We start from the raw sequence: 24,222 nt of genomic DNA on the forward strand, positions 1-24,222 counted from the left end.
CATGCCACGACGGCCGGAGCGGGGGCTCAGCCGGTCAGGAGCGGGAGCCGGAGGACGAACCGGGCGCCGCGCGGGGAGTCCTCCACGCACAGGCTGCCGTCGTGCGCCACCGCGATCGCCCGGCACAGGGCCAGGCCGAGGCCGCTGCCGTCGGGATCGAGGCGACGTCCCGCCTCCAGACGTGTGAAGGGTTCGAAGATGCGCTCCCTGTCCTCCTTGCCGACGCCGTCGCCGTCGTCCAGCACCACCACCAGCGCCTGGGCGCCGGCGCGCTCGGCGCTCACGTCCACCTGGCCGGTGGCGTGGCGCTGCGCGTTCACCAGAAGGTTCGTCACGATGCTGGCCAGCTGCACGCGGTTGCCGAGGACCCGCACGTCCGGCTCGGTCCTCGCGTGCACCGGCACGCCCGTGCGCGCCGCCGCCTCGGCGACTACGAGTGCCCCGAGGTCCACCGGCTCGGACGAGCGCGGCGTGTTGCGGAACCGGGCGAAGGCGAGCAGCTCGTCGATGATCTGCTGCATGCGGTCGGCGGCCGGCAGCGACCTGGCGATCGCCTCCCGTGCGTCGATCTCCGGGTAGAGCAGCGCCTCCTCCAGCCCGGTACGCAGACCGGTGAGCGGGGACTTGAGCTCGTGGGACACGACGGCGGCGAACTCCCGCTGCCGCGTGACCGCCGACTCCAGCCGGCCGAGCGTCTGGTTCGCGGCGCGGGCGAGCCGGGCGATCTCGTCCCGGCCGGACGGCTGCGGCACCCTCAGGGACAGGTCGTTGGCGTTGATCTCCGACATCCGCTGCCGGATCGCGTTGATGGGGCGCAGGATGCGGCCCGTCGCCCGCCAGGTCGTCCACGTCCACAGAGCCGCCAGCAGCGCCCCGCCGCTACCGATGAGGAGCTCCAGTCGCTGCCCGCGCAGGGCGGGAGGCTGGTCCGTGCCGACGTAGACGAAGTGGGGCTCGCCCCGCCAGAGCTCCCAGGACTGCAACGACGGGATCCGGCCGGCCGTGAGCATGACGCACCGCTCGCTCTCGGGGCACTCGGTCACGTCGCGGAAACGGTTCTCCTCGGTCGGCCTGACCGTGCTCAGCGGCCGATCGCCGGCCATTGGCCCGGCCGTCACCACCCGGCCCCGCGAGTCGACGAGCTGGATGAGCGGGGCCCGCGCCGTCGGCGCCGGCGGCGGAACCTGCCCGCGTTCCATCAGGCCGATCCACTCGGTGGCGACGCGCCGTGTCTCCTTGAAGATCTCGCTCTCGACCCGGTTCCGGATCAGCAGGCACAGGCCGGCCGCGATCACCGCGGCGACGAGCACGGACACCGCCGCCACGGCCAGCGTCACGCGCGCCTGGATGGAGTGGGAGAGGGGAAGGAACGTGCCCGGCCTGATGCTCATCTAAGTTCCTCGTTCGGGCCTGGTCTCCCTGTCAACGGTAAGCAGCCGTGGTGGATGAAAGGACTTTCGGACGGCGAAAGGCGAATAGCTCTACCTAGTTTTGGCCTGGAACTTGCCTCGGCACCGGCCGTGAAGGTGGCGGAGGGTATCGGGAATGTCACCTACCGCTCGGTCACCCCTTGCGCGGAGGGCGGGCCACGCGGCACGGTGGACGCCATGCTGCGTGTCCTCGCGGTGGACGACGAGGTCCCCGCCCTGTCCGAGCTCGCCTTCCTGCTCCGTCAGGACGCCCGGGTGGAGCACGTGAGCACGGCGACCGACGGCGGGGCCGCCCTGCACGACATGGTCCAGATGATCGCCGACGGGGAGCGCCTCGACGGCGTCTTCCTGGACGTGCGCATGCCGGGCCTCGACGGCCTCGACCTGGCCCGGCTCATCGGCGGGTTCCCCACTCCTCCCCGCCTGGTCTTCGTCAGCGCCCACGACTGCGCCGTCCAGGCGTTCGAGCTGGAGGCCGTCGACTACCTGCTCAAGCCCGTGCGCCCGGAACGCCTGACGGAGGCCGTACGCCGGCTCTCGGCCGCCGTCGCGCCTCCCGGCACCGAGGAGGAGCTGGAGACGATCCCGGTCGAGCTCGGGGGCCGCACGAAGTTCGTCGCCCGGCAGGACGTGAGCTACGCCGAAGCCCACGGCGACTACGTGCGCCTGCACACGGCCGACGCCGTCTACCTCGTGCGGATGTCCCTCGCGGCGCTGGAACGCCGCTGGGCGGGCGCGGGGTTCGTCCGGGCCCACCGCAGCACCCTCGTCAACGCCCGGCATGTGAGCGAGCTGCGCTTCGACGCCGGGCGGGTGGTCTTGCAGGTGGGCGGCGAGACGCTGCCGGTGAGCAGGCGGCACACCCGGCAGGTGCGCGAGCAGCTCGTCCGCCAGTTCCGCCCCTGAGCCTCCACGCGTCACCCCGCACCCTGCGGTCCCTCAGGGACGGGCGGGGGACACGACCATGCCGCTCTCGAAGGCGCGGGTCACGGCGGCGGCGACGCCGTGCCGGGGGAGCAGCCCATTCTCGGCCGCCTCCCAGCCCGTGTAGGTGAGGGCCCACAGCACCTGCTGGATCCACTCGGCACTGACGCCGGGGTCGAACACGCCCTCGGCCTGGCCGTGCTCGATGAGGCTGACAGCGGTCGGCACGGACAGACTCGCTCGTGGCCGGGTTCGACGTCGCACGGCAGTCGGCCGAGGTGCGCCGCCGCATCGGCCTGGCCGGGCAGCAGGCGGCCGTGGACGAGATCCTCACCGGGCGGGAGAACCTCGAGATGTGGGGGGGCGGCTCCACCACCTCGGCGCGGCGGCGCGTCGTCGCGCCGGCGAGCTCCTGGAGCGGTTCGGGCTGTCCGAGGCGACCGACCGGAGGGTCAGGCACTACTCCGGCGGCATGCGACGGCGTCTCGACCTGGCCGCCGTGGGCCTGCTCCTCCTGCTGCGCTTCGCGCTCATCCGGGTGGGGATCTGCCTCGGGCCGGCGCTCACCCCGGAGGCGGCGAGCGCGGCCTGGCTGCCGTTGCTGCCGCTCACGATGGTGGCCAACACCTTCGTGTCCCCGGCGCTCCTGCCGGGCCGGCTCGGGGCGATCGCGGCGTGGAACCCGCTGGCGGTCGGGGGCGTGCGGCCGGGCGGGGGCGTCTTCGCGCGCCCCGATCTACCGCTCGTCGTCTCCCGGGGCCCGCTCGTCGTGCGGGAGCGGGCCGCATGGCGCTAACTAGAGACCGCTCGTCCGAACGGCCATCCCGTCGCCCGACTACACCTCGTAGTCTTTCGCACGTCGCAAGACACGCGGGGTAATCGCAAAGTGAGCAGATTGTCACCGAGTGGTTACCGAGCGGGGCCCTACTCGGGGGGGAAGGGCCCCGCCGACGCGTACCGGGGGGTGCGCGGCGATCCGGCCATACGGGGGCGCCGGATCGCCGCGAACGCCCCATCCTCGCTTTCCCGGAAGGGCCGCTACTCCCGGACACCGCCGAGAACCGCGCTGCGGCGGCCGGCGGCGCGGCACCGGTCAGTCGCCGCGCAGCTTCTTGAGCAGTTCGATGTCCTCGCGGTGCTTTTCCACCTTGCCCGGGGTCTCGATGCAGACGGGCACTCCGGCGGCCGTGGGATGGCGCATCAGCTCGCCGAACGCCTGGGCGCCGATGTGCCCTGCCCCGATGTTCTCGTGCCGGTCCCGCTTGGAGCCGCAGGGGTCCTTCGAGTCGTTGGCGTGGATCAGCTTGAGCCGGCCGGGGGCCACGTCGTTCAGCGCGTCCATCATCTCCTTCACCCCGCCCGGCGCGGCCAGGTCGTGCCCCGCCGCGAAGGCGTGGCAGGTGTCGAGACACACGCCGACCTTGGGATGGTGATCGAGAGCCTCCAGATAGGGCCCGAGGTCCTGGACGGTCGCGCACAGCATCTGCCCCTGGCCCGCCATCGGTTCGAGCAGCAGGTCGGGGCCGTCTTCGGGGAGCTCGTCGAGCACCGGCAGCAGGTGCTCGTGGATCTGGCGCATCGCGGCCTCGCGCGACTGGCTCACGGCCGAGCCGGTATGGACGACCACGCCGAGCGCGCCGGTCTCGACACCCCTGCGCAGGGTGTGGCGGATCACCGCGATCGAGTTGTCCAAGGTCTCCGGCGTCGGCGACCCGCAGTTCACGAGATAGGCGGCGTGCAGGAAGACCGGCACGCCCGACTCGCGCAGCTTGGCGTCCTCGACGGGGTTCCCCTCACTGAGCGCCCAGCCCCGCGGGTTGGTGACGAAGACCTGGATCATTTCCGCGCCGATGTCGGCCGCGTACTTCAGCCCGCCCTTGGCCAGGCCGCCGGCGACGAAGACGTGCCCGCCGATGAGAGTGGAAGGAGTCATGATGACCTCCAGGTTAGTGGCGCCGGTCGGTGGCGCCCCCTTTGTCACAACGTACAAAGCGGCCCCCGGAGCAGGGCACTCGGTTCGGACTTCGCGCCGCTGGACCCGCCTGCGGCCCGGCGGTTGACTGACGGGCATGCGCGAACTCAGCCGGGAGGACCTGCGGTCCTGCTGCGCCTCCGCCAGATGGGTGGAGGCGGTCGCCGCGCGTGGGCCGTACCGGGATCTCGCCGGGCTCGGCCGCGTGAGCGTTTCCGCCCTCGCGGCGCTGACCTGGGACGACGTGCGTGAGGCGCTGGCGGCGCACCCGAGGATCGGCGAACGGCCCGGCGGTGCGGGACGCGAGGCCGCGTGGTCGCGGTCGGAGCAGTCCGGGACCGCGGACGCCGGGCGGGACGTGCTCGGCGGGCTCCGCGAGGGCAACGCCGCCTACGAGCGCCGGTTCGGCCACGTCTATCTGGTCTGCGCGACCGGACGGGACGCCGGCGATCTGCTGGCGTTGCTGCGGGACCGGCTCGGCAACGACGAGGAGACCGAGCGCGAGGTCGTCAGGGACGAGCTGTCGAAGATCGTCGCGTTGCGGCTGGCCAAGCTCTGGGAGGGCCGGTGAGCCTTTCGACGCACGTGCTCGACACCGCCGCCGGACGGCCGGCCAAGGACGTGTCCGTACGGCTGTCGCGGCGCGCCGCGCACGGGTTCGTGCCGGTCGCGGAGGGCCGCACCGACGGCGACGGCCGCATCCGGGAGTGGACCCCGCTGGGCCGGGAGTGGGATCCGGCCGAAGATCCTCGCCCGGGGACCTACCGGCTCGTGTTCGACACCGGCGCCTACCTGGGGGACGAGGCGTTCTTCCCCGAGGTGAGCGTCGTCTTCGTCATCCGCGGGGCCGGCGAGCACTGCCACGTGCCGCTGCTGCTGAGCCCGTTCGCCTACTCGACCTACCGAGGGAGCTGACGTGGCCGTTCTGGGGCCCAACAGGTACGGCAAGGCCGAGACGAGGGTCGTGCGGGTGACGCGGCACGGCGACGCCCACCGGATCAAGGACCTCACGGTCGGCACGGCGCTGTCGGGCGACATGGCCGAGGTGCACCTGAGCGGGGACAACTCGGCCGTCCTGCCCACCGACACGCAGAAGAACACGGTCTTCGCGTTCGCCAACAAGCACGGCGTCGGGGCGATCGAGGACTTCGCGCTGCTGCTCGCGCGTCATTTCGTGGACTCCCAGCCCGCGATCCACCACGCCAGGGTCGAAGTGGAGGAGCACGCCTGGGAGCGCAACGGCGCGTTCGGGCACTCGTTCGTCCGGTCCGGCAGGGAGGTCCGCACCTGCGTGGCGCACTACGACGGGACGCGGTCCTGGATGGTCTCCGGGCTGCGCGACCTCGTCGTGCTCAACACGACGAACTCCGAGTTCTGGGGCTTCGCGAAGGACGAGTTCACCACGCTGCCGGAGACCCGCGACCGCGTCCTCGCCACCGCGGTGGACGCGGCGTGGCGGCACGGCGAGCCTCCGCAGGACCGCGACCCTTCGCAGGACTGGGACAAGACCTACGAGAACGCGCGGGGGGCGCTGCTCGAGGCCTTCGCCGACACCTACAGCCTGTCCCTGCAGCAGACGCTGTACGCCATGGGCACGCGGGTGCTGGCCGCGTGCCCCGGGGTGTGCGAGGTGCGGCTGTCGCTGCCGAACAAGCACCACTTCCTGGTGGACCTCACGCCCTTCGGCCTGGACAACGACGGCGAGGTCTTCTTCGCCGCCGACCGGCCGTACGGGTTGATCGAGGGGACCGTGCTGCGCGAGGACGCGCCCGGCGCCGGCCCGGCCTGGGAGTAGCCGATGGACTTCCTGCGACCGCGGACCTGGGCGGAGGCCCTGGCGCTGAAGGCCGAGCGGCCCGAGGCCACGCCGATCCAGGGCGGCACCGACGTCATGGTGGAGATCAACCTCGACAAGGGCCGTCCGGCCGCCCTGCTCGACCTCACGCCGATCCCCGAACTGCGGGAGTGGACGCGGCAGGGCGGCGAGATCCGCGTGGGCGCGGGCGTGACCTACTCCCGGCTGATCGCCGAGCTCGGTGGCGAGCTACCCGGTCTGGCCCAGGCGTCCCGTACGGTCGGGTCGCCGCAGATCCGCAACCGGGGCACGGTCGCGGGCAACCTCGGCGCGGCCTCGCCGGCCGGCGACAGCCACCCGCCGCTGCTGGCCTGCGGCGCGGTCGTGGAGGTCGAGTCGGCGCGCGGCGACCGGCTGATCCCCGTCGGGGAGTTCTACACGGGAGTGAAGCGCAACGCGCTCGCCCCCGACGAGCTGATCCGGGCCGTGCGCGTCCCGTCCGCCGCAGGACCGCAGTACTTCTCCAAGATCGGCACCAGGAACGCCATGGTGATCGCGGTGTGCTCGTTCGCGATCGCCCTGGACGCGGGGGAGCGGCGGGCGGGCACCGGGATCGGCTCGGCCGCGCCGACCCCGCGCAGCGCCCCGGACGCCGAGGACTTCGCCTCCGCGGAACTGGACTGGGACGGCCGGGGGCCGCTCGAACCCCGCGTGGCCCGCCGGTTCGGCGAACTCGTGGCCGCGTCCGCCGCGCCGATCGACGACGTGCGTGGCCGCGCCGCCTACCGCACGCACGCGCTGGCCGTGCTGGCGGGGCGCGCGCTCGGCTGGGCCTGGGACGAATTCAGGGGGAGCGCGCGATGAGGGTGAACGTGACCGTGAACGGCCGCCCGATGACGGCCGACGACGTGTGGGAGGGCGAGAGCCTGCTGTACGTCCTGCGTGAACGGCTCGGCCTGCCGGGTGCCAAGAACGCCTGCGAGCAGGGCGAATGCGGCTCCTGCACGGTCTATCTCGACGGCAGCCCCGTCTGCGCGTGCCTGGTCGCCGCCGGGCAGGCGGAGGGGCGCGAGGTGGTGACGGTCGAGGGCCTGTCCGCCGGAAAGGGGCTCGACGAGGTGCAGCGCGCGTTCGTGGACGCGGGGGCCGTGCAGTGCGGCTTCTGCACGCCCGGTCTCGTCGTCCAGGCCCACGCGCTGCTCGCGGCCGCAGAGGGGGTGCCGCCGGACGCCGACATCAGGGAGGCCCTGGCCGGCAACCTGTGCCGCTGCACCGGATACGAGAAGATCCTCGACGCCGTCCGCCTCGCCGCCGCCCGCCGCGACCACCCCGACCCCCATCCCACGCCGTGATCGTGTGGTTCGTCGCACTCATCCCCCGTGACCCGCGCCGGAACCTTCCGTGATCACGCGGACAATCACACCGGCACCACCTGACCTGGGAGTTCGCATTGCGTGATCTTGCACCGCCGCGACTGGTCATCGAGAACGCCTACGTCGTCCCGGTCGTGGGGGAGGAGATCCCGTCCGGCCATGTCGTCGTCGAAGACGGCCTCATCACCGCGGTCGGCCCCGGGCCCGCGCCGTACGCGGCGGGGGAGGCCGAGCGCGTCGACGCCTCCGGCTGCCTGGCCACCCCCGGCCTGGTCAACACCCACCACCACCTCTACCAGTGGGCGGCGCAGGGCGTGACGCCCGACGGGACGCTGTTCGAGTGGCTGGTGGCGAGCTACCGGCTGTGGGCGCGGATGGACGCCGAGGTGGTGGCGGGCGCGGCGACGGCGGGCCTGGCCTGGCTGGCCCTGTCGGGCTGCACGACCTCGACCGACCACCACTACATCTTCCCGAAGGGCAGGGGAGACCTGTTCGAGGCGGAGATCGAGGCCGCGCGCCGGGTCGGGCTGCGCTTCCACCCCTGCCGGGGGTCGATGGACCGCGGCGCCTCGCGCGGCGGCCTGCCGCCGGACGAGGTCGTGGAGGACATCGACGAGATCCTCCAGGCCACCGACGACGCGATCAGGAAATATCACGATCCGTCATTTGGGTCGATGCTGCGGGTGGCCGTCGCTCCCTGCTCGCCGTTCTCGGTCAGCGGCGAGCTCATGACCCGCTCGGCCGACCTCGCGCGCTCCCACGGCGTACGGCTGCACACCCACGTGGCGGAGACGGCCGACGAGGACGAGCACTGCAGGGAGCAGTTCGGCGTGCTGCCCGTCGAGTACCTCGACCGGCTCGGCTGGCTCGGGCCCGACGTCTGGCTCGCCCACTGCGTCCACCTGACCGACAAGGACGTGCGGCGCCTCGCCGAGACCGGCACGGGCGCGGCCCACTGCCCGTCCTCCAACGGCCGCCTCGGCGCCGGCATCGCCAGGATCGGCGACCTGCTGGCCGCGGGCGCGCCGGTCGGGCTCGGCGTCGACGGCGCCGCCTCCAGCGAGATGACCCCGCTGGCCGGGGAGATCCGCATGGCCGTGCTCACCCAGCGGGCCAGATACGGCCCCCGTGCGCTGACCGCCCGCCAGGCCCTGGAGATGGCCACGCTCGGCGGTGCCCGCTGCCTCGGCCGGGAGGCCGAGATCGGCTCGCTGGAGCCCGGCAAGCTCGCCGACGTCGCGCTGTGGCGGCTCGGCGGCTTCCACACCGCGATCGACGACCCTGTCGTCGCGTTCGCGTACGGCGCCACGCCGCCGCTGGAACGACTGCTGGTGGGCGGCCGGACCGTGGTGAACGGGGGCGAACTGCGCACGGTCTCCGCCGAGGCGGCCGCGCGGGCGGGGGCCGCCGCGCACCGCCGGTTGAGCGCCCAGGATCATGTCTGAGACATCCCGGACTCGATCGAAGGGCTAGGGCATGACAGGGCACGTCGTCATCGCGCCGGACAAGTTCCGCGGGTCGCTCACCTCTCCCGAGGTGGCCGCGCATGTGGCGGCCGGATTGGGTGACGTCCCCGCCGTCGGGCTGCCGGTGGCCGACGGGGGCGACGGCACCGTCGACGCGGTCGTGGCGAGCGGATTCACCCGCGTCGAGACGGAGGTGACCGGGCCGGCCGGCGGCCAGGCCCGGGCGAGCTACGCCGTACGGAACGAACCCGGCGGCCGGGTCGCGGTCGTCGAACTGGCCGAGGCATCGGGCCTGCGCCGGCTGCCCGGCGATCTGATGCCGCTGACCGCCACGAGCCGCGGCACCGGGGAGCTGATCGCCCACGCCGTACGGCACGGCGCGACGCGGATCGTGCTCGGCCTCGGCGGCAGCGCCTGCACCGACGGCGGTGCGGGCATGGCGCAGGCCCTCGGCGTACGGCTGCTGAACGCCGAGGGCGACGACCTCCCGCCGGGCGGCGCCGCGCTGCGCGACCTGCACACGATCGACGCCTCCGGACGGCTGCGCGGGTTCGAGGTCGTCGTGGCGAGCGACGTGGACAACCCGCTGCTCGGGCCGTACGGCGCGGCGGCGGTGTACGGCCCGCAGAAGGGCGCGAGCGCGCGGGACGTGGCCGTGCTGGAGGCCGGCCTGGCCCGGCTGGCCGCGGTCGCCGCGCACACGCACGGCCTGGCGGGCGCCGCCGAGCACGACGGCGTCGTCCGTGCGATGGGCGTGGCCGCGCGGCCGGGGGCCGGCGCCGCGGGCGGGGTGGGCTTCGGCGCGCTGACGTTCCTCGGTGCGGAGATCCGGCCGGGCATCGGTTATCTGCTGGATCTGGTGGAGTTCGACCGGCACGTGGAGGGCGCCCGCCTTGTGATCACCGGCGAGGGCTCCATGGACGAGCAGACCCTGCGCGGCAAGGCCCCGGTGGGCGTCGCGGCGGCCGCGGCCAAGCACGGGGTGCCCGTCGTCGCGGTCTGCGGCCGGCGGTCGGTGGGAGACGAGGAACTGAGAGCGGCAGGCATCGAGGCGGCGTACGCGCTGACCGACATCGAGCCCGACGTGAGCCGCTGCCTGGCCGAGGCCGGGCCGCTGCTCGAACAGCTGGCGGCGCGCGTCGCCGCCGGGCATCTCGCGGACGGGTAGGGCGAGATCACGAACGGTGAACGGCCGGGGCGTGAGGGAGGCGGCGAATTAGTACATGATCACGGCGCTTATCGCCGCAGGTCGGCGGCACGGCCTGCGACACGTTACATGATCACGACGGGAGGTGGCGGGTGTACGAGCTGGTGGTGCGGTCGCGGCGGGTCGTGACGCCGGAGGGGGAGCGTCCGCTGGCCGTCGCCGTACGCGGCGGCGTGATCGCGGCCCTGCACCCGTACGACGAGCCGCCGGCGGCGAGGGAGGCCGCCGACCTCGGGGACCTGCCGCTGCTGCCCGGGCTGGTCGACTCCCACGTGCACGTCAACGAGCCCGGCCGCACCCACTGGGAGGGCTTCGCGACCGCCACCAGGGCGGCCGCGGCCGGTGGCGTGACCACGATCGTGGACATGCCGCTGAACTCGCTGCCCCCGACCGTCGACGTGGCGGCGCTGGAGGTCAAGCGGAAGGCCGCCGAGGGGCGCTGTCACGTTGACGTCGCCTTCTGGGGCGGCGCCGTCCCCGGCAACCTCGCCGATCTGCGGCCGCTGCACGAGGCCGGCGTGGCGGGCGTCAAGTGCTTCCTGTCCCCGTCGGGCGTCGACGAGTTCCCCGCGCTCGACCGCGAGGGACTGCGGGCCGCGCTGGCGGAGGTGGCGGCCTTCGACGGCCTGCTGATCGCGCACGCCGAGGACCCCGGCCTGCTGTCGGAGCCCAGCGGCCCGGCGTACGACGACTTCCTGCGGTCGCGTCCCCAGGAGGCCGAGCGGCGCGCCGTCGAGCAGGTGATCGCCCTCGCCGCCGAGACGGGCGCACGGGCGCACGTCGTGCACGTGTCGGCCGCCGCCTGCGTCGGACCGCTGCGCGCCGCGCGGGCGGCGGGGGTGCGCGTCACCGCCGAGACCTGCCCGCACTACCTGACCCTGGCCGCCGAGCAGGTCACCGGGCCCGCTTACAAGTGCTGCCCGCCCATCAGGGAGGCCGCCAACCGCGACGCGCTGTGGCGGGCGCTCGCCGACGGCGTGCTCATGGGCATCGTCTCCGATCACTCGCCGTCGACGCCCGACCTCAAGGTGCCCGACTTCGCCGCGGCCTGGGGCGGCATCTCCTCGCTCCAGGTCGGGTTGCCCGTCGTGTGGACGGCGGCCCGCGCCCGCGGGTACGGCCTGGCCGACGTGGCACGCTGGATGGCCGGGGGACCGGCCCGCCTCGCCGGCCTGCCGCGCAAGGGGGCGATCCGGGTGGGGAACGACGCCGACCTGGTCGCCTTCGACCCCGAGGCCGATCTCACCGTGGACGTGGCGGCGCTCCACCACCGCAACCCGGTGTCCCCCTACCACGGCGCGCGCCTGGCGGGCGTCGTGCGCACCACCTGGCTGCGCGGCGTTCCCGTCGACTTCGTCACGCCGCGCGGACGGTTGCTCACCAGGGAGGCACGATGACCGGATTCACCCGCCTGCCCGACCTCGCCCTGCGCGCGTACGGCGGCTCGGTCGTGGCCGCCAACGACGAGTCGTTCGCCGCGCGGGAGGCCCTGATCAGGCCGGGACCGGCCGAGTTCCGGCCGCACACCTTCGGCGCCAAGGGCCAGGTCTACGACGGCTGGGAGACCCGGCGGCGGCGCGAGCCCGGCCACGACTGGGCGATCGTCCGGCTCGGCCTGCCGGGGGTCATCCGGGGCGTCGTGGTGGACACCGCGTGGTTCCGCGGCAACTACCCGCCGTACGCGTCGGTCGAGGCGTGCGCGGCCGAGGGCTACCCGTCACCCGGCGAACTGACCGGCTGGGTGGAGATCGTGCCGAAAAGCCCGCTGAAGGGCGACGCGGTCCACGAGTTCGCCGTGACCGACCCCCGCCGTTTCACGCACGTGCGGCTGAACATCTTCCCCGACGGCGGCGTCGCGCGGCTGCGGGTCCACGGGCGGGTCGTGCCCGACCGGGCGTTCCTGGAGGGCCTGACCGTCGACCTCGCCGCGCTGGAGAACGGCGGCCTGGTCACGGCCTGCTCCGACGAGTTCTACTCCTCACCGGACAACGTCCTCGCGCCCGGCCTGGCCCGCGACCAGTCCGAGGGCTGGGAGACCGCCCGCCGCCGCGACGGCGGCAACGACTGGCTCGTCGTCGCCCTGGCCGGCCCCGGCCGGGTGGCCATGGCCGAGATCGACACGACCAACCTGGTGTTCAACGCCCCCGGCTGGGCGTCGCTGAAGGGCGCGGACGCGGACCGGGGGCCGCTGGAGGACGAGGACGCCTGGTTCCCGCTGCTGCCCAGGACACGCCTGCAGCCCGACACCCGCCACCGCTTCCGCCTCGACGACGACCGCCGGATCACCCACGCCCGGCTCGACGTCTACCCCGACGGCGGCCTCGCCCGCCTCCGCCTCCTCGGCTCCCTCACGCCCTGATTCCGTCCTGACGGCAGATTTGGCCGAGGAGCTGTACGAGGAATTGAGGGAACGCGAGGCGGAGGAGAGCCAGTGATGACGAACTTTCCCAAGTGGCACGATGTCCGGGCGGACATCGTCGCAGAGTCCGGTGGGGAGGAGGCCGTCGCCGACGCACGGCGGCGCAACCAGGCGTACATCGACGGCCGTCGGCCTGCCGACGCCTCCGTCGCCCCGCCCGTGCGGAGTGGCCGGCTCCCGAGTGGCCTGCCGTCACGCGGGCGACGGGGCCGCGAGAGGCGCGCCTCCGCCGCGCCCCGGAACGGCCGGCCCGGGCGTCAGTGCCAGAGCGTGATGGTGGAGCCCGGGGGTTGCTGGCCGAGCGGCTTCTCGCCGACCACGCGGTCCGTGCCCACCACCTTGCGGACGTTGACCTTGAAGCCGGCCGTCTTCAGCTCGTTCACCGCGTCGTGGACAGACTTGAACATCACGTTGGGCACCTCGACGACGGCGGGCGGGGGCTGGTTGGGGTCGGCGGGATTGACCACCTCCCACGGCCAGTGGAAGCCCTGGTCCGGCCCGCGCGACACGGTCAGGTGCACGATCGCCCCCGACACCACCTCGGCGCCTCCTGTGGGGTCCTGCGCGATCACGGTGCCCGGCGGGGTGTCGTCGGCGGTCTCGTCGACCTGGACGTTGAAGCCCTTCTCGCGCAGGAACTTCTCCGCCTGGTCGCGCATCATCTGCGTGACGTCCGGCATCAGCAGTCCGGCGCTGACGACGAAGTTGACCGTGCTGCGCTTCTTGACGCGCTTGCCCACCGGCGGGTTGGTGCGGATGACCTGGTCGCGGGGGACGGTGTCGCTCGCGCTCTTGCTGACCCGCCCGGGGGTCAGCCCGGCCTCGGCGATCTTCGCCCGGGCGTCCGTCAGGCTGGCGCCCGTGACGTTCGGCACGGTGATCGTCTCCGGGCCGGCCGACGGGATGAGGGTGAGCACCGAGCCCTTGACCACCTCGGCGCCCAGCCCCGGCTCGGTGTCGAGGACGACGTCCTTCGGCACCTTGTCGTCGAACCGGGCCTCGCCGACCCGGACCTCGAAACCGGCCTGCTGCGCCACCTGCCTGGCGACCGTGACGGGCTTGTTCACCAGGTCGGGCACCTTCGTGTAGCGGCCCTGGGAGAACCACCAGCCGGTGAAGGCGACACCCGCCAGCATGACGAGGGCCAGCGCGGCGACGAGCCATACGGACCTGCCCCTGCGCCGCCGCCGTCTCCCCTCGGCGGCGCCGGTGAGCAGCTCCGACCGCGGCTGGATCATCGTCTGGCCGAGCGGTGACTCGGGTTCCGCGAGCGCGTGCTGCCCGCTGCCGAACGACCCGGTGCCGAACGACCCGGTGCCCAACGACCCGCTGCCCAACGATCCGGTGCCGAACGACGAGGACCCGCCGGGCGGCGGGGAGGTCTGGTGCGCGCCCGTCCGCACGCCGCTGTGGGCGCCGGTGCGGGCACCGCTGTCCTGGGTCCCGTGGGGGGCGGCGTGCGCGCCGGTGTGCCCGGTCTTCGGCAGCGTCCGGTGGATCTCGACGGCGGCGACGAGCATGGCGGTCGCGTCCGCCGGGCGCACGGCGGGGTCCTTGTCGGTGGCCGCGGCGACGAACGCGTCCATCTGCGGAGGCACGTCGGGCATGATCGAGGACGGCGCGGGGACGGTCTCGTGCACGTGCCGGTAGGCGATCGACATCGGCGTCTCGCCCGCGTACGGCTGCCGCCCGGTGAGCAGCTCGAACAGCATGATCCCGGCGGCGTACACGTCGCTGCGGGCGTCGGCCGTGCCGGTCGTGACCTGCTCGGGCGACATGTAGCCGATCGTGCCGATCATCATGCCGGTCTTGGTCTGGTTGGTCGCCTCGATCGCGCGGGCCAGGCCGAAGTCCACGACCTTCACCCGGCCGTCGTCGGCGAGCAGCACGTTCTCGGGCTTGACGTCCCGGTGGATGAGCCCGGCCTGGTGGGCCGCGCCGAGGGCGGCGAGCACGGGGATGACCATCTCCAGCGCCTCGCGCGCAGGCAGGCGCCCGCGCCCGCGCAGCACGTCGCGCAGGGTCCTGCCGGGGACGTACTCCATCGACAGGTAGACGTGTGCCCCGTCGGTGCCCTGGTCGAAGACCTGCACGATGTTGGGGTGCGAGAGGCTCGCCACCGACTTGGCCTCGCCGATGAACCGCCGCACGAACTGCGGGTCCTCGGCCAGTGAGCGGTGCATCACCTTGACGGCGACCGTGCGGTCGAGCCGGACGTCCAGAGCCAGGTATACGGAGGCCATGCCACCCCGGGCGATCCGGGACTCGACGCGGTAGCGCCCGTCGAGCAACTGCCCCACGAGCGGGTCGGTTAGCGTCGTGTCCACTCGCCAAAGTTTACGGGTGATTTGCCGCCTGGCGTGTTCCCGAATCCCAAACCGAGACCTATTCGGGCGCCGTCCCGGCCGTCCGAAAAGCCGTGCCGTTTGCGAAAACCGGGCTTACCAGACCTGGATTCCGCCCCTTCCCGCCGCCCGGGGAACAGCCCGGAACGGTCCCGGGACGGACGGGCGGGAAAGGAGGAGCGGCGGGGTTCAGGACGGGCGGCCGGGGGAGGACGCCTCGGCGTAGCGCCGGCGCGGGATCCGCCCGGCGAGACGGGCCAGCCTCCCGGCCGTGACCGCCTGCCGCATGGCGGCGGCCATCAGGTCCGGCCGGTGCGCCCGGGTCACCGCGCTCGCCAATAGCACGGCGTCGCAGCCCAGCTCCATCGCCAGCGCGGCGTCGCTGGCCGTGCCGACGCCGGCGTCGAGGATCACCGGAACCGTGGCGGCCTCGACGATCAGCTCGATGCTGTGCGGGTTGCGGATGCCCAGCCCGGAGCCGATCGGGGCGCCCAGGGGCATCACGGCGGCGCACCCGGCGTCCTGGAGCCTGCGGGCCAGCGCCGGGTCGTCGCCGATGTACGGCAGCACCACGAAACCGTCGGCGACCAGCCGCTCGGCGGCGTCGAAGGTCTCGATCGGGTCGGGCAGCAGGGTCCGCTCGTCGGCGATGACCTCCAGCTTGACCCAATCGGTCTCCAGCGCCTCGCGGGCCAGGCGGGCGGTCAGCACGGCCTCCCCGGCGGTGAAGCAGCCCGCCGTGTTCGGCAGCACCTTGATGCCGCGTGCGCGCAGCACGTCCAGCACCGAACCGCGCGACGCCGGGTCGAGCCTGCGCATCGCGACGGTCGTCAGCTCGGTGCCGGACTCCTCCAGCGCCTGGTCGAGCACCTCCAGTGACGGCGCGCCGCCGGTGCCCATGATGAGACGCGAGGTGAACTTCTCCCCGCCCAGCACGAAGACGTCGTCGGTCATGCTCATCCTCCCTGTACGGCGGTCAGCACCTCGACGCCGTCCCCGTCCGCCACATAAGTGGAGTCCCAGGCGCTCCGGCTCACCACCTCGCCGTTCACCGCAACCGCGACCCCTGACGTGAGGGACGTGAGGGTCCGTACGGCGTCGCCGACCGTGGCGCCGTCCGGCAGTTCGGCCGCGCCTCCGTTGATCGTGACTTTCACTCGCTGAATCTCCCTGGATCGCAGAATCCGGCGACGGAGGGCGCCTCGCCGCCGGTCAGGAACGCGGCGACGGCGTCGGCGGTGATCGGGGACAGCAGCACCCCGTTGCGTCCGTGCCCGGTCGCCGCGAACACGCCGGGCGGCCCCGCCGGGCCGATGAGCGGCAGGTTGTCGGGCGTGCCGGGGCGGAAGCCGACCGTCGTCTCGGTCAGTTCGAGCTCCGTGATGCCGGGCACCAGTTCGCGGGCGTCGCGCAGCAGCTCGTACACACCGCCGGCGGTGACCCGCGCGTCGTACCCCAGCTCTTGCGACGTGGCCCCCAAAGTGATCTCGCCGTCGCCCCGGGGGACCAGGTAGGCGGGGGAGCCGTGCACCAGCCCCCGGACGCACCGGCTGAGGAACCCGCGGGGCCCGCGCAGCCGGAGGATCTCTCCCTTGATCGGGCGTACCGGCAGGCCGGGCAGCAGGGACGCCGACCACGATCCGGCCGCCACGACGACCTGGCCCGCGGCGACGGCGGCGCCGGACTCCAGCCGCACGGACGGGCCGCCCGTCCCGGAGTCGTCGATCCCGGCGACGCGCTCGGTCACCAGCGTTCCGCCCGCCTTTTCGAACGCCGTGAGCAGGGCGCGCACGACCCTGCGGGGGTTGACCCAGGCGTCGTCGCGGGCGAGTAGCCCGCCCCGTACGGAGGGGGAGAGCATGGGCTCGAAGGAGCGGCACTCGCGCCCGGTGAGCCGCTCGACCCGCAGGCCGAGCGTCCGCTCGAAGGCCGCGAGGTCGTCGAGGTAGGCCATGTCGTCCGCGCCGCGGGCGACCTCGAGCGTGCCCTCGGTGCGGTAGTCGAGGTCGGCGCCGGTCTCGTCCTCCAGTTCCGCGCGGAACGCCGGCCACGCCGCCAGCGAGGCGAGGCCGAGCCGCAGCAGCGGCTCCTCCGTGTAGGTCACCTCGCTGACCGGCGCGAGCATCCCGGCCGACGCGTACGTGGCGCCGCCTCCGGGTGCGGGGTCCACCACCGCCACAGACAGGCCCCGCCGCGCCGTGCGCCAGGCGGCGGCCAGGCCGGTCACGCCGCCACCCACGATCACGACGTCGTAGCCGGACTGGGCATCGGATGGCGATGTGCGGGACACAGCGCTCCCTTCGCCGGCATTACCCGGATCAGGTCGGGGCGGTCGAGAGCCTCGCGCTCTCCTCTCAGCCCGGTCCGCCGGGCTCCCGCGCGTCTTACGCCCACCAGCGTAGTACGTCGCCCATAACGGCCTATCGCCGGACCGGCGGCCGTCGCACGCGAACGTCCGGACCCGGGCGGTCCGGCGGGTACGCGGCGTTTCCTCACAACGCAGGCCCCCGCGAAAGTGCGCGTCAATTGCCCAACTCGTTATGGGGGGCCCGTTGGCCAGGGCCCCGGTTGACAATCTATGGTCAAGCTGTGGATCACGTCGTGGTGGTGGGTGCCGGCCTGGCCGGCGTGCGAAGCATCGAGGCGTTGAGGGCCCGTGGATTCACCGGCCGCATCACGCTCATCGGCGAGGAACACCATCGCCCCTATGACCGGCCCCCGCTGTCGAAGGCGGTGCTGCTGGGAGGCACCGACTCGACCGTGGTCGACTCCGATCTCGACGCCCTCGACGTGCGGCTGTGCCTCGGCACGGCGGCCAAGGGCCTGCGTGACGGCGTGCTGGAGACGACCGAGGGCGAGCTGGACTACGACGGCCTGGTCATCGCCACCGGCGCCACGCCGATCCGCCTGCGCGGCGAGGGCGTCCAGCACGTGCTGCGCACGATCGACGACGCGCTGGCGCTGCGCGAGCGGCTGGTCCCCGGCGCCCGCGTGGCCGTCGTCGGGGCCGGCTGGATCGGCGCCGAGGTCGCCACGGCCGCGGCCAGGGCCGGTTGCCGGGTGACCGTCGTGGAGGCGGGGGAGAGCCCGCTCGCCGTGGCGCTCGGGCCCGCCGTCGGCAGCCACACGGCCTCCTGGTACGCGCGGGCGGGCGTCGAACTGCTTCTCGGCGCGATGGTCGGCACCGTGGACGCCGACGGCCTCACGCTCATGTCCGGCGCCCGGGTGCCGGCCGACGTGATCGTCACCGGCGTCGGCGTGCGCCCGGCCGTCGACTGGCTGAAGGGCTCGGCCGTCCGGCTCGACGACGGGGTGGCCGTCGACGAGCACCTGCGCACGTCGCTGCCCAACGTGGTGGCGGTGGGCGACTGCGCGAACTGGTGGTCGCGCAGGTTCCGCACCCGGCTGCGGGTCGAGCACTGGGACACCGCGCTCCAGGCTCCCGACACCGCCGTCGCCACCCTGCTGGGCGAGGAGGCGGTCTACGACCCCGTGCCGTACTTCTGGTCGGAGCAGTTCGGTCACATGGTGCAGTTCGCCGGTCATCGGGAGGCCGGTGACCGCGTGCTGCTGCGCGGCGACCCGCGTACGGACGCGAAGTGGGCGGTGTGCTGGCTGACGGCGGAGGACCGGCTCGCCGCGGTGCTCACCGTCGACCGGCCGCGCGACGTGGTGCAGGGCCGCCGGATCGTCGAGAGCGGTCGGCGGCTCGATCCCACGCGGGTGGCCGACCCGGCCGTGCCGCTCCGCGACTGCATTATGACGTAATCGAGGTGTTTCCCGGCAGCTCCGCTGTGGTAAAGGTGGATCCGTGACGCTTACTGTTGCGAAGATCGACCGGGAGACCGACCAGCTCGTAGGGGAGTGGCTCCCCCTCTCGGAGGCCGCCAAGAAGCTCGGGCTCAGCATCGGCCGCGCCAAGCAACTCCTCAAGGACAAGAAGCTCGCCGGCGTACGGCGGGGCGGCGGAGAGCCGCAGATCCCCGCGGTGTTCGTCGCGGACGGCGAGGTGCTCAAGGGCCTGCCCGGCACGCTCACCGTGCTGTCGGACGCCGGATACGACGAGGTGGAGTCGATCCGGTGGCTGTTCACCCCGGACGACTCGCTGCCGGGGGCCCCGATCGACGCGATCGTGAAGGGCCGGCACACGGAGGTCAAGCGCAGGGCCCAGGCCCTCGGCTTCTGACCGTCCCGCCCCGTGGCATTGTTGGTCGGGTGAACGACACCCGGCGACAGCGGCTCGCGCAGGCCAGGCTCTACCTCTGCACCGACGGCAGGAGGAACCGCGGCGACCTGGAGAAATTCCTCGACGCGGTCCTCGCCGGCGGGGTGGACATCGTCCAGCTCAGGGAGAAGGGCCTGGAGGCGCGCGAGGAGCTCGACCTGCTCCAGGTCTTCCGCGCGGCCTGCGACCGGCACGGTGCGCTGCTGGCCGTCAACGACCGGGCGGACGTGGCCTACGCCGCCCGGCCCGACATCCTGCACCTGGGCCAGGACGACCTCCCGGTCCCGGTGGCCAGGGAGATCCTCGGTCCCGATGTCCTCATCGGCAGGTCCACGCACTCGGCCGCCGAGGCGTCGGCCGCCGCGGTGGAGCCGGGTGTGGACTACTTCTGCTGCGGGCCGATCTGGCCCACGCCCACCAAGCCCGGACGCCCCGCGCCCGGGCCGGCTCTGCTCGAGCACGCCGCGCGCCTCGGCGCCGACCGGCCGTGGTTCGGCATCGGCGGCATCGACCTGGGCAACCTCGACGAGGTGATGGCGCACGGCGTGCGCCGCGCCGTGGTCGTCCGCGCCATCACCGAGGCCGACGACCCCGGCGCCGCCGCCGCGGCGCTCAGGGCGCGGCTGTCCGCCGTCCCGATCTGACCCCGTACGCTCCCCGGGCGGCCGGACGCTCCGGGGATCCGGAGGTCCGGGAACGCCGTGGGGTCCGGGAGGCGGGGCCCCTCCTGCCGGGCGCGGCGGGTCAGGTGCGGCGGGAGGTCGCGGCGACCGCCAGGCCGGCCAGCGCCTCGCGGGCCCCCTCCTCGATCGGCGCCTGGTCGAGGGCGTGCAGCGCGTCGTCGAGATAGCGCTTGATCATGCCCTCGCACGAGGCGAGCGCGCCCGTCTCCTCGATGACCGTGCGCAGCCGTCCGACCCCCTCGGCGTCCAGTCCGGGATCGCCGAGCAGGGCTCGCACGACCTCCGCCTGGGCGGGGGTGGCGGAGGCGAGCGCGCGTGCGATCAACACGGTCCGCTTGCCCTCGCGCAGGTCGTCACCGGCGGGCTTGCCGGTCTCGGCCGGGTCGCCGAACACGCCGAGGATGTCGTCGCGGAGCTGGAAGGCGATGCCCACCTGCTGGCCGTACTGCACGCAGAGCCGGTCGATCCACGGGTGCTGGGCCTGGGCGGCGAGGACGAGCCCGAGCCGGAGCGGCTGCTCGACCGAGTACTTCCCGCTCTTGTAGAGGGCCACCCGCAGCGCGCTGTCGAACGTGCTCTCGCCCTGCGCCTGTTCGAGCAGGTCGAGGTACTGCCCGCACATCAGCTCGGTGAGCATGTAATCGTGCAACGGCTGGGCGACGGCGATCGCCTCGGGCGCCAGGCCGCTGGTGCGCCACATCTCCCCGGCCCACACGAGCAACAGGTTCCCCAGCAGCACGGCCGAGCCCTCGCCGAACTGCCGCGCCGAGCCGTGCCAGCCCGCCTCGGCGTGCATCCGTTCGAACCGGCGGTGCGCCGACGGCATGCCCCGGCGCACGTCGCTCGCGTCCATGACGTCGTCGTGGATGAGCGCACTGGCCTGGAGCAGTTCCAGCGAGGCGGCGGCGAAATGCAGTCCCGGGTCGTCGCCGCCCCCGGCGGCGCGCCACCCCCAGTGGCAGAAGGCGGGGCGCAACCGTTTGCCGCCCGCCAGGAAATCCTCCGCGGCGGTGAGCAGGGCGGCCAAATGAGAATCACCGAAGTGTGGTCGCTGCCGGTCGAGGAACTCCCGGAGTGCGCGGTCCACCTCCGTACGGATGGAATCGAGCGAGACGGCGGAAGCGGTCATGCTCTGAGACTAACCGGGGTTGATCCGGACACCCAGCAGCAGATCCCCTTCAAGTGGGTTAACTCACTGCGTAAGGAAAACGTCCACATAGCAAGACTGCGACCATCGGAAAAAGCGGAGCGCTGTAACCTCTCCTGTATGGCTCTCGGTCTGCCCTCGCGGCTTCCTGATCGCGTCCCGACGGTCCGCGAACTACTGGCGGCGGGCGAGCGCTCGTTCTCGTTCGAGTTCATGCCGCCGAAGACCGACGAGGGGGAGCGCCAGCTGTGGCGGGCGATCCGCGAGCTGGAGGCGCTGCGGCCGACGTTCGTCTCCGTGACCTACGGCGCCGGCGGCTCGACCCGGGACCGCACGGTGGACATCGTCGAGCGGCTGGCGCACGAGACGACGCTGACCCCCGTCGCCCACTTCACCGCGGTCGACCACTCGATCCGCGAGCTGCGCCACCTCGTCGGCAGGTTCGCCGACGCGGGCGTGCGCAACATCCTCGCCGTACGCGGCGACCCGCGCGGCGGCAACCCCCTGGACGAGTGGGTCAAGCACCCCGAGGGGGTCCTGTACGCCGAGGACCTGGTGCGGCTGATCCGCCAGGCGGGCGACTTCTGCGTGGGGGTGGCCGCCTTCCCCTACAAGCACCCCAGGTCGGCGACCATCGAGTCGGACACCGAGTATTTCGTGCAGAAGTGCCGGGCCGGCGCGGACTACGCGATCACCCAGATGTTCTTCAGGGCGGACGACTACCTGCGGCTGCGCGACCGCGTGGCGGCCCGCGGGTGCGACACCCCGATCATCCCCGGCATCATGCCCGTCACCCAGATGAGCACGATCGCCCGGTCGGAGCAGTTGTCCGGCGCGCCGTTCCCGCCGGAGGTGGCCGAGCGGTTCGAGGCCGTCGCCGACGACCCCATGGCGGTCCGCCGCCTGGGGATCGAGCACGCCGTCGAGCTGTGCCAGACGCTTCTCGACGAGGGAGCGCCCGGCATCCACTTCATCACCTTCAATCGGTCGAGCGCGACCCGCGAGGTGTTCCAGGCACTGCACAGCGCGCCGGCCGCCGTCGCCGGCTGAGCCCCGGCCGTCCCGTCGGCCTCCGTCAGTGTTCGCGTCCGTCAGTTCTCGCGGGCTTCGCGCCCGGGCAGCGGCAGCCGCACCCCGGCGATGACGTACTCCTCGTAGCCGCCGGGGAAGACGAACCGGGTCATCAGGTCGGCGAACCCCACGTCTCGGTAGAGGTGCCGGGCCACCGTGGGCGCGTCGTGCGTCGACAGCACGGCCGTGCGCTCCGGGCGGTCCTCGCACAGCGCGTGGATCAACCGACGGCCGATTCCCCGGCCCTGGTGTTCCGGGCGCACGTGGATCTCGGCGATCTCCAGGGCGTCGCCGAACCAGTCCTCCGCCACCACCGGCCCGGCCCGGTCCTGCAGCGCCCCGCGTACGACGTCGTGCCACCACTGCCCGCGGCCGCCGTGGAAGCCGTACGCGAAGCCGGCGACGCCGCCGGGCTCCTGCGTGTCCTCGGCGAGCACGCAGGCGAAGTCGGGATAGGTGGCGTGGTTGCGCATGATCGCCAGGCGGCCCGCGAGCTGGTCGGACGGCGGGAGCATGGCGACCGTGTAGATCTCCAGCACCGTGTCCAGCACCGCCCTGAATCGGTCGGCCCCCACCCGTCGCAGTTCGATCACGCGTCGCACACTAGCAAAACCCGGCAGGACCGGTCCGCAGGCGTCATTCCACCTCGGCGGCCGTGCCTCCGGTGATGCGCAGCAGCTCCTCGTAGGACGTGGGGAAGACGGTGTGAGGGTGGCCCGCGGCGGCCCACACGACGTCGTGCTTGCCCAGCCACGTGTCCACCAGCGTCCGTACGGGCGCGGGGTGCCCGACCGGGGCGACGCCGCCGATGGGCTGACCGGTGTGCTCGCGGACGAATTCCGGGGTGGCCCTGCGTACCTTCGCCGCGCCCACGAGCCGGGCGATCAGATCGGTGTTCACCCGGTGGGCGCCGCTGGTCAGCACCAGCAGCGGGGCGCCGTCCGCGTCGAAGATCAGGCTGTTGGCGATCGCGCCGACCTCGCAGCCGAGCTGTGCCGCCGCCGTGGCGGCGGTCGGGGCGGCCTCGTCCAGGACGACGACGCGGCCCTCCACCTCGTGGGCCCGCAGGGCCTCCTGAACCCGGACGACGTTGGGATGCAACTTTTCTGCCACCCGGTCACTCTAAACGGATTGCCAGTACATACGCGGCCGATTATGGCCACTTACGATCACGCGGCTCACAATCGGACCGTAAGGTGAGTCCTTTGATCGAGAAACGGACTTATGAGGGGGTTTGGTCATGATGAGAGGTCGACGGCGACTGCTCGTCGCGGTGGGGGCGGCGACGTTCGCGACCGCCTTCGCGGCGACCGGCGTGAGCGGCACGGCGCAGGCGCGCACCGCCGTGTCCGCGGGGGTCGTGACCACGGGGACCGTGCTCCCGGTGTCCACGGCGCTCCCTGCGCTCGCGGCGCGGAGCGCCGTCCCCGCCCGTGCCACCGGTTACCCGTCGTTCACCGCCCCGGGCAAGACGCTCAAGCTCGGCGCCAAGGGCTCCGCCGTCAAGGCGCTGCAGGCCCGGCTCAAGGAGCTGGGATACGTGCCCGGCAGCCTCGACGGCCAGTATGGCGGGGCCACACTGACGGCGGTCTGGGCGTTCCAGAAGGTGCAGGGGATCACCCCGACCAGCACGATCGCCGCCCGCACCTGGAGGGCGCTGGAGAATCCCCGTGCGCCCAAGGTTCTGGTGTCCGGGGGTAAGGCGAATCGCGTCGAGGTGAACCTGACCAAGCAGGTGATGGTTTTGTATCGGGGCGGTGAGCCGGTGCTGATCAGCCACATCTCCAGCGGCAGCGGCGTCCCCTACACCGAGTACGCCACCTGGAACGGCAAGCGGCAGCGCTTCTCCGGCAGCGCCCGCACGCCGACCGGCGACTACAAGACCACTTGGCGGGTCAAGGGCTGGCACCGGTCCTACCTGGGGCAGCTCTACAACCCCGTCTTCTTCAACGGCGGCATCGCGCTCCACGGCGCGCTGTCGGTGCCGCTCTATCCGGCGTCGCACGGCTGCGTGCGGCTGCCCATGAACGTGGCGGAGATCCTGCCGGGCATGCTCGGCAAGGGAGTCCCGGTGCACGTCAGGGGCGCCTTCCAGCGCTAGTTCCACCCCCGGAGGGGCCCTGCGCGAGGTGGTCGCGCGGGGCCCTTTCGTCGTCTGTCGCCCC

General features: G+C 73.0%; 25 protein-coding genes, 1 pseudogene and 1 riboswitch. Of the genes and pseudogenes, 16 read left to right on the forward strand and 10 right to left on the reverse strand.

The window, feature by feature from the left end:
• Positions 1 to 26 precede the first annotated feature (26 nt).
• Positions 27 to 1,391, reverse strand: coding sequence for a sensor histidine kinase (locus ACQPZZ_RS14290; RefSeq protein ID WP_432932306.1), 1,365 nt, complete (start codon positions 1,389 to 1,391; stop codon positions 27 to 29).
• Between the two features lie 216 nt (positions 1,392 to 1,607).
• Here ACQPZZ_RS14290 and ACQPZZ_RS14295 point away from each other — a divergent pair, with 216 nt between their 5' ends.
• Entirely contained in the window at positions 1,608 to 2,336 is a 729-nt protein-coding gene (locus ACQPZZ_RS14295; RefSeq protein WP_363636989.1) for a LytR/AlgR family response regulator transcription factor, read from the forward strand.
• Positions 2,337 to 2,369: 33 nt separating this feature from the next.
• On the opposite strand, the gene ACQPZZ_RS14300 is transcribed toward ACQPZZ_RS14295, so the two are convergent.
• Positions 2,370 to 2,582, reverse strand: coding sequence for a hypothetical protein (locus ACQPZZ_RS14300; protein ID WP_432932308.1), 213 nt, complete (start codon positions 2,580 to 2,582; stop codon positions 2,370 to 2,372).
• Between the two features lie 14 nt (positions 2,583 to 2,596).
• Between ACQPZZ_RS14300 and ACQPZZ_RS14305 the strand changes: the two are divergent.
• Positions 2,597 to 2,853, forward strand: a pseudogene (locus tag ACQPZZ_RS14305) (ATP-binding cassette domain-containing protein); the annotation flags it as partial.
• Between the two features lie 594 nt (positions 2,854 to 3,447).
• On the opposite strand, the gene ACQPZZ_RS14310 reads toward ACQPZZ_RS14305, so the two are convergent.
• Positions 3,448 to 4,287, reverse strand: coding sequence for a deoxyribonuclease IV (locus tag ACQPZZ_RS14310; protein WP_432932310.1), 840 nt, complete (start codon positions 4,285 to 4,287; stop codon positions 3,448 to 3,450).
• Between the two features lie 136 nt (positions 4,288 to 4,423).
• Between ACQPZZ_RS14310 and uraD the strand changes: the two genes are divergently transcribed.
• The 9 genes from uraD to alc all read left to right on the forward strand — a co-directional run bounded on the left by uraD (position 4,424) and on the right by alc (position 12,526).
• Entirely contained in the window at positions 4,424 to 4,897 is a 474-nt protein-coding gene (gene uraD / locus ACQPZZ_RS14315; RefSeq protein WP_432932312.1) for a 2-oxo-4-hydroxy-4-carboxy-5-ureidoimidazoline decarboxylase, read from the forward strand.
• Entirely contained in the window at positions 4,894 to 5,241 is a 348-nt protein-coding gene (gene uraH, locus ACQPZZ_RS14320) for a hydroxyisourate hydrolase (protein ID WP_363636983.1), read from the forward strand. Before uraD ends, uraH begins: the two co-directional genes overlap by 4 nt.
• Position 5,242: 1 nt before the next feature.
• Positions 5,243 to 6,121, forward strand: coding sequence for a factor-independent urate hydroxylase (pucL, locus tag ACQPZZ_RS14325; protein ID WP_432932314.1), 879 nt, complete (start codon positions 5,243 to 5,245; stop codon positions 6,119 to 6,121).
• A gap of 3 nt (positions 6,122 to 6,124) precedes the next feature.
• Positions 6,125 to 6,985, forward strand: coding sequence for an FAD binding domain-containing protein (locus tag ACQPZZ_RS14330; protein ID WP_432932316.1), 861 nt, complete (start codon positions 6,125 to 6,127; stop codon positions 6,983 to 6,985).
• Entirely contained in the window at positions 6,982 to 7,473 is a 492-nt protein-coding gene (locus tag ACQPZZ_RS14335; protein ID WP_432932318.1) for a (2Fe-2S)-binding protein, read from the forward strand. Before ACQPZZ_RS14330 ends, ACQPZZ_RS14335 begins: the two co-directional genes overlap by 4 nt.
• A gap of 98 nt (positions 7,474 to 7,571) precedes the next feature.
• Entirely contained in the window at positions 7,572 to 8,939 is a 1,368-nt protein-coding gene (locus ACQPZZ_RS14340; protein ID WP_432932320.1) for an 8-oxoguanine deaminase, read from the forward strand.
• A gap of 31 nt (positions 8,940 to 8,970) precedes the next feature.
• Positions 8,971 to 10,128, forward strand: a complete 1,158-nt coding sequence (locus tag ACQPZZ_RS14345) for a glycerate kinase (protein WP_432932321.1) — start codon at positions 8,971 to 8,973, stop codon at positions 10,126 to 10,128.
• Between the two features lie 131 nt (positions 10,129 to 10,259).
• Positions 10,260 to 11,564: an allantoinase AllB gene (allB, locus tag ACQPZZ_RS14350; protein WP_432932323.1), complete on the forward strand. Its 1,305-nt coding sequence runs from the start codon at positions 10,260 to 10,262 to the stop codon at positions 11,562 to 11,564.
• Positions 11,561 to 12,526 carry an allantoicase gene (alc, locus tag ACQPZZ_RS14355; protein WP_432932325.1) on the forward strand — a complete coding sequence of 322 codons (966 nt, stop codon included), beginning with the start codon at positions 11,561 to 11,563 and terminating at the stop codon, positions 12,524 to 12,526. Before allB ends, alc begins: the two co-directional genes overlap by 4 nt.
• Positions 12,527 to 12,843: 317 nt before the next feature.
• On the opposite strand, the gene pknB is transcribed toward alc, so the two are convergent.
• The 4 genes from pknB to thiO all read right to left on the reverse strand — a co-directional run bounded on the left by pknB (position 12,844) and on the right by thiO (position 17,221).
• Entirely contained in the window at positions 12,844 to 14,913 is a 2,070-nt protein-coding gene (gene pknB / locus ACQPZZ_RS14360; RefSeq protein WP_432932327.1) for a Stk1 family PASTA domain-containing Ser/Thr kinase, read from the reverse strand.
• A gap of 207 nt (positions 14,914 to 15,120) precedes the next feature.
• Entirely contained in the window at positions 15,121 to 15,885 is a 765-nt protein-coding gene (locus ACQPZZ_RS14365; protein WP_432932328.1) for a thiazole synthase, read from the reverse strand.
• A 2-nt stretch (positions 15,886 to 15,887) separates the two neighbouring features.
• Entirely contained in the window at positions 15,888 to 16,088 is a 201-nt protein-coding gene (thiS, locus tag ACQPZZ_RS14370; protein WP_363636963.1) for a sulfur carrier protein ThiS, read from the reverse strand.
• Entirely contained in the window at positions 16,085 to 17,221 is a 1,137-nt protein-coding gene (gene thiO / locus ACQPZZ_RS14375) for a glycine oxidase ThiO (RefSeq protein ID WP_432932330.1), read from the reverse strand. The genes thiS and thiO overlap by 4 nt, the downstream gene beginning before the upstream one ends.
• Positions 17,210 to 17,320, reverse strand: a riboswitch (TPP riboswitch). Its footprint overlaps the gene before it by 12 nt.
• A 200-nt stretch (positions 17,321 to 17,520) precedes the next feature.
• Between thiO and ACQPZZ_RS14380 the strand changes: the two genes are divergently transcribed.
• Genes ACQPZZ_RS14380 through thiE form a run of 3 tightly spaced genes read left to right on the forward strand, consistent with a single transcriptional unit; the run spans position 17,521 to position 19,800 of the window.
• On the forward strand, positions 17,521 to 18,699 hold the full coding sequence (locus ACQPZZ_RS14380) for an NAD(P)/FAD-dependent oxidoreductase (protein ID WP_363636959.1): 1,179 nt from the start codon (positions 17,521 to 17,523) through the stop codon (positions 18,697 to 18,699).
• Positions 18,700 to 18,742: 43 nt separating this feature from the next.
• Positions 18,743 to 19,117 carry an Rv2175c family DNA-binding protein gene (locus ACQPZZ_RS14385; RefSeq protein WP_363636957.1) on the forward strand — a complete coding sequence of 125 codons (375 nt, stop codon included), beginning with the start codon at positions 18,743 to 18,745 and terminating at the stop codon, positions 19,115 to 19,117.
• A gap of 29 nt (positions 19,118 to 19,146) precedes the next feature.
• Positions 19,147 to 19,800, forward strand: a complete 654-nt coding sequence (gene thiE, locus ACQPZZ_RS14390) for a thiamine phosphate synthase (RefSeq protein ID WP_432932332.1) — start codon at positions 19,147 to 19,149, stop codon at positions 19,798 to 19,800.
• Between the two features lie 100 nt (positions 19,801 to 19,900).
• On the opposite strand, the gene ACQPZZ_RS14395 is transcribed toward thiE, so the two are convergent.
• Positions 19,901 to 20,968 (reverse strand): polyprenyl synthetase family protein, encoded by a 1,068-nt coding sequence (locus ACQPZZ_RS14395; RefSeq protein ID WP_432932336.1) that lies wholly within the window; start codon positions 20,966 to 20,968, stop codon positions 19,901 to 19,903.
• 138 nt (positions 20,969 to 21,106) lie between these two features.
• On the opposite strand from ACQPZZ_RS14395, the gene metF reads away from it, so the two are divergent.
• Entirely contained in the window at positions 21,107 to 22,036 is a 930-nt protein-coding gene (gene metF, locus ACQPZZ_RS14400; protein ID WP_432932338.1) for a methylenetetrahydrofolate reductase [NAD(P)H], read from the forward strand.
• Positions 22,037 to 22,077: 41 nt separating this feature from the next.
• On the opposite strand, the gene ACQPZZ_RS14405 is transcribed toward metF, so the two are convergent.
• Together ACQPZZ_RS14405 and ACQPZZ_RS14410 are read right to left on the reverse strand one after the other, a co-directional pair.
• Positions 22,078 to 22,650, reverse strand: coding sequence for a GNAT family N-acetyltransferase (locus ACQPZZ_RS14405; RefSeq protein WP_432932340.1), 573 nt, complete (start codon positions 22,648 to 22,650; stop codon positions 22,078 to 22,080).
• A 43-nt stretch (positions 22,651 to 22,693) separates the two neighbouring features.
• Complete coding sequence (locus ACQPZZ_RS14410) at positions 22,694 to 23,170, reverse strand: YbaK/EbsC family protein (RefSeq protein ID WP_432932342.1); 477 nt, start codon at positions 23,168 to 23,170, stop codon at positions 22,694 to 22,696.
• A gap of 127 nt (positions 23,171 to 23,297) precedes the next feature.
• Here ACQPZZ_RS14410 and ACQPZZ_RS14415 point away from each other — a divergent pair, with 127 nt between their 5' ends.
• Complete coding sequence (locus tag ACQPZZ_RS14415) at positions 23,298 to 24,158, forward strand: L,D-transpeptidase family protein (protein WP_432932344.1); 861 nt, start codon at positions 23,298 to 23,300, stop codon at positions 24,156 to 24,158.
• The last annotated feature ends 64 nt before the right edge of the window (positions 24,159 to 24,222 follow it).

Source organism: Microbispora sp. CA-135349, from assembly GCF_050947365.1.
In the GTDB taxonomy this organism is placed as follows: Bacteria; Actinomycetota; Actinomycetes; order Streptosporangiales; family Streptosporangiaceae; genus Microbispora.

Bases quoted from the DNA above. Each gene is read 5' to 3' on its own strand.
- ACQPZZ_RS14330 (WP_432932316.1), top strand. From the start codon at position 6,125: ATGGACTTCCTGCGACCGCGGACCTGGGCGGAGGCCCTGGCGCTGAAG.
- ACQPZZ_RS14335 (WP_432932318.1), top strand. From the start codon at position 6,982: ATGAGGGTGAACGTGACCGTGAACGGCCGCCCGATGACGGCCGACGAC.
- ACQPZZ_RS14345 (WP_432932321.1), top strand. From the start codon at position 8,971: ATGACAGGGCACGTCGTCATCGCGCCGGACAAGTTCCGCGGGTCGCTC.
- ACQPZZ_RS14365 (WP_432932328.1), bottom strand. From the start codon at position 15,885: ATGACCGACGACGTCTTCGTGCTGGGCGGGGAGAAGTTCACCTCGCGT.
- ACQPZZ_RS14295 (WP_363636989.1), top strand. From the start codon at position 1,608: ATGCTGCGTGTCCTCGCGGTGGACGACGAGGTCCCCGCCCTGTCCGAG.
- ACQPZZ_RS14415 (WP_432932344.1), top strand. From the start codon at position 23,298: ATGATGAGAGGTCGACGGCGACTGCTCGTCGCGGTGGGGGCGGCGACG.
- ACQPZZ_RS14290 (WP_432932306.1), bottom strand. From the start codon at position 1,391: ATGAGCATCAGGCCGGGCACGTTCCTTCCCCTCTCCCACTCCATCCAG.
- alc (WP_432932325.1), top strand. From the start codon at position 11,561: ATGACCGGATTCACCCGCCTGCCCGACCTCGCCCTGCGCGCGTACGGC.
- metF (WP_432932338.1), top strand. From the start codon at position 21,107: ATGGCTCTCGGTCTGCCCTCGCGGCTTCCTGATCGCGTCCCGACGGTC.
- ACQPZZ_RS14395 (WP_432932336.1), bottom strand. From the start codon at position 20,968: ATGACCGCTTCCGCCGTCTCGCTCGATTCCATCCGTACGGAGGTGGAC.
- ACQPZZ_RS14310 (WP_432932310.1), bottom strand. From the start codon at position 4,287: ATGACTCCTTCCACTCTCATCGGCGGGCACGTCTTCGTCGCCGGCGGC.
- uraD (WP_432932312.1), top strand. From the start codon at position 4,424: ATGCGCGAACTCAGCCGGGAGGACCTGCGGTCCTGCTGCGCCTCCGCC.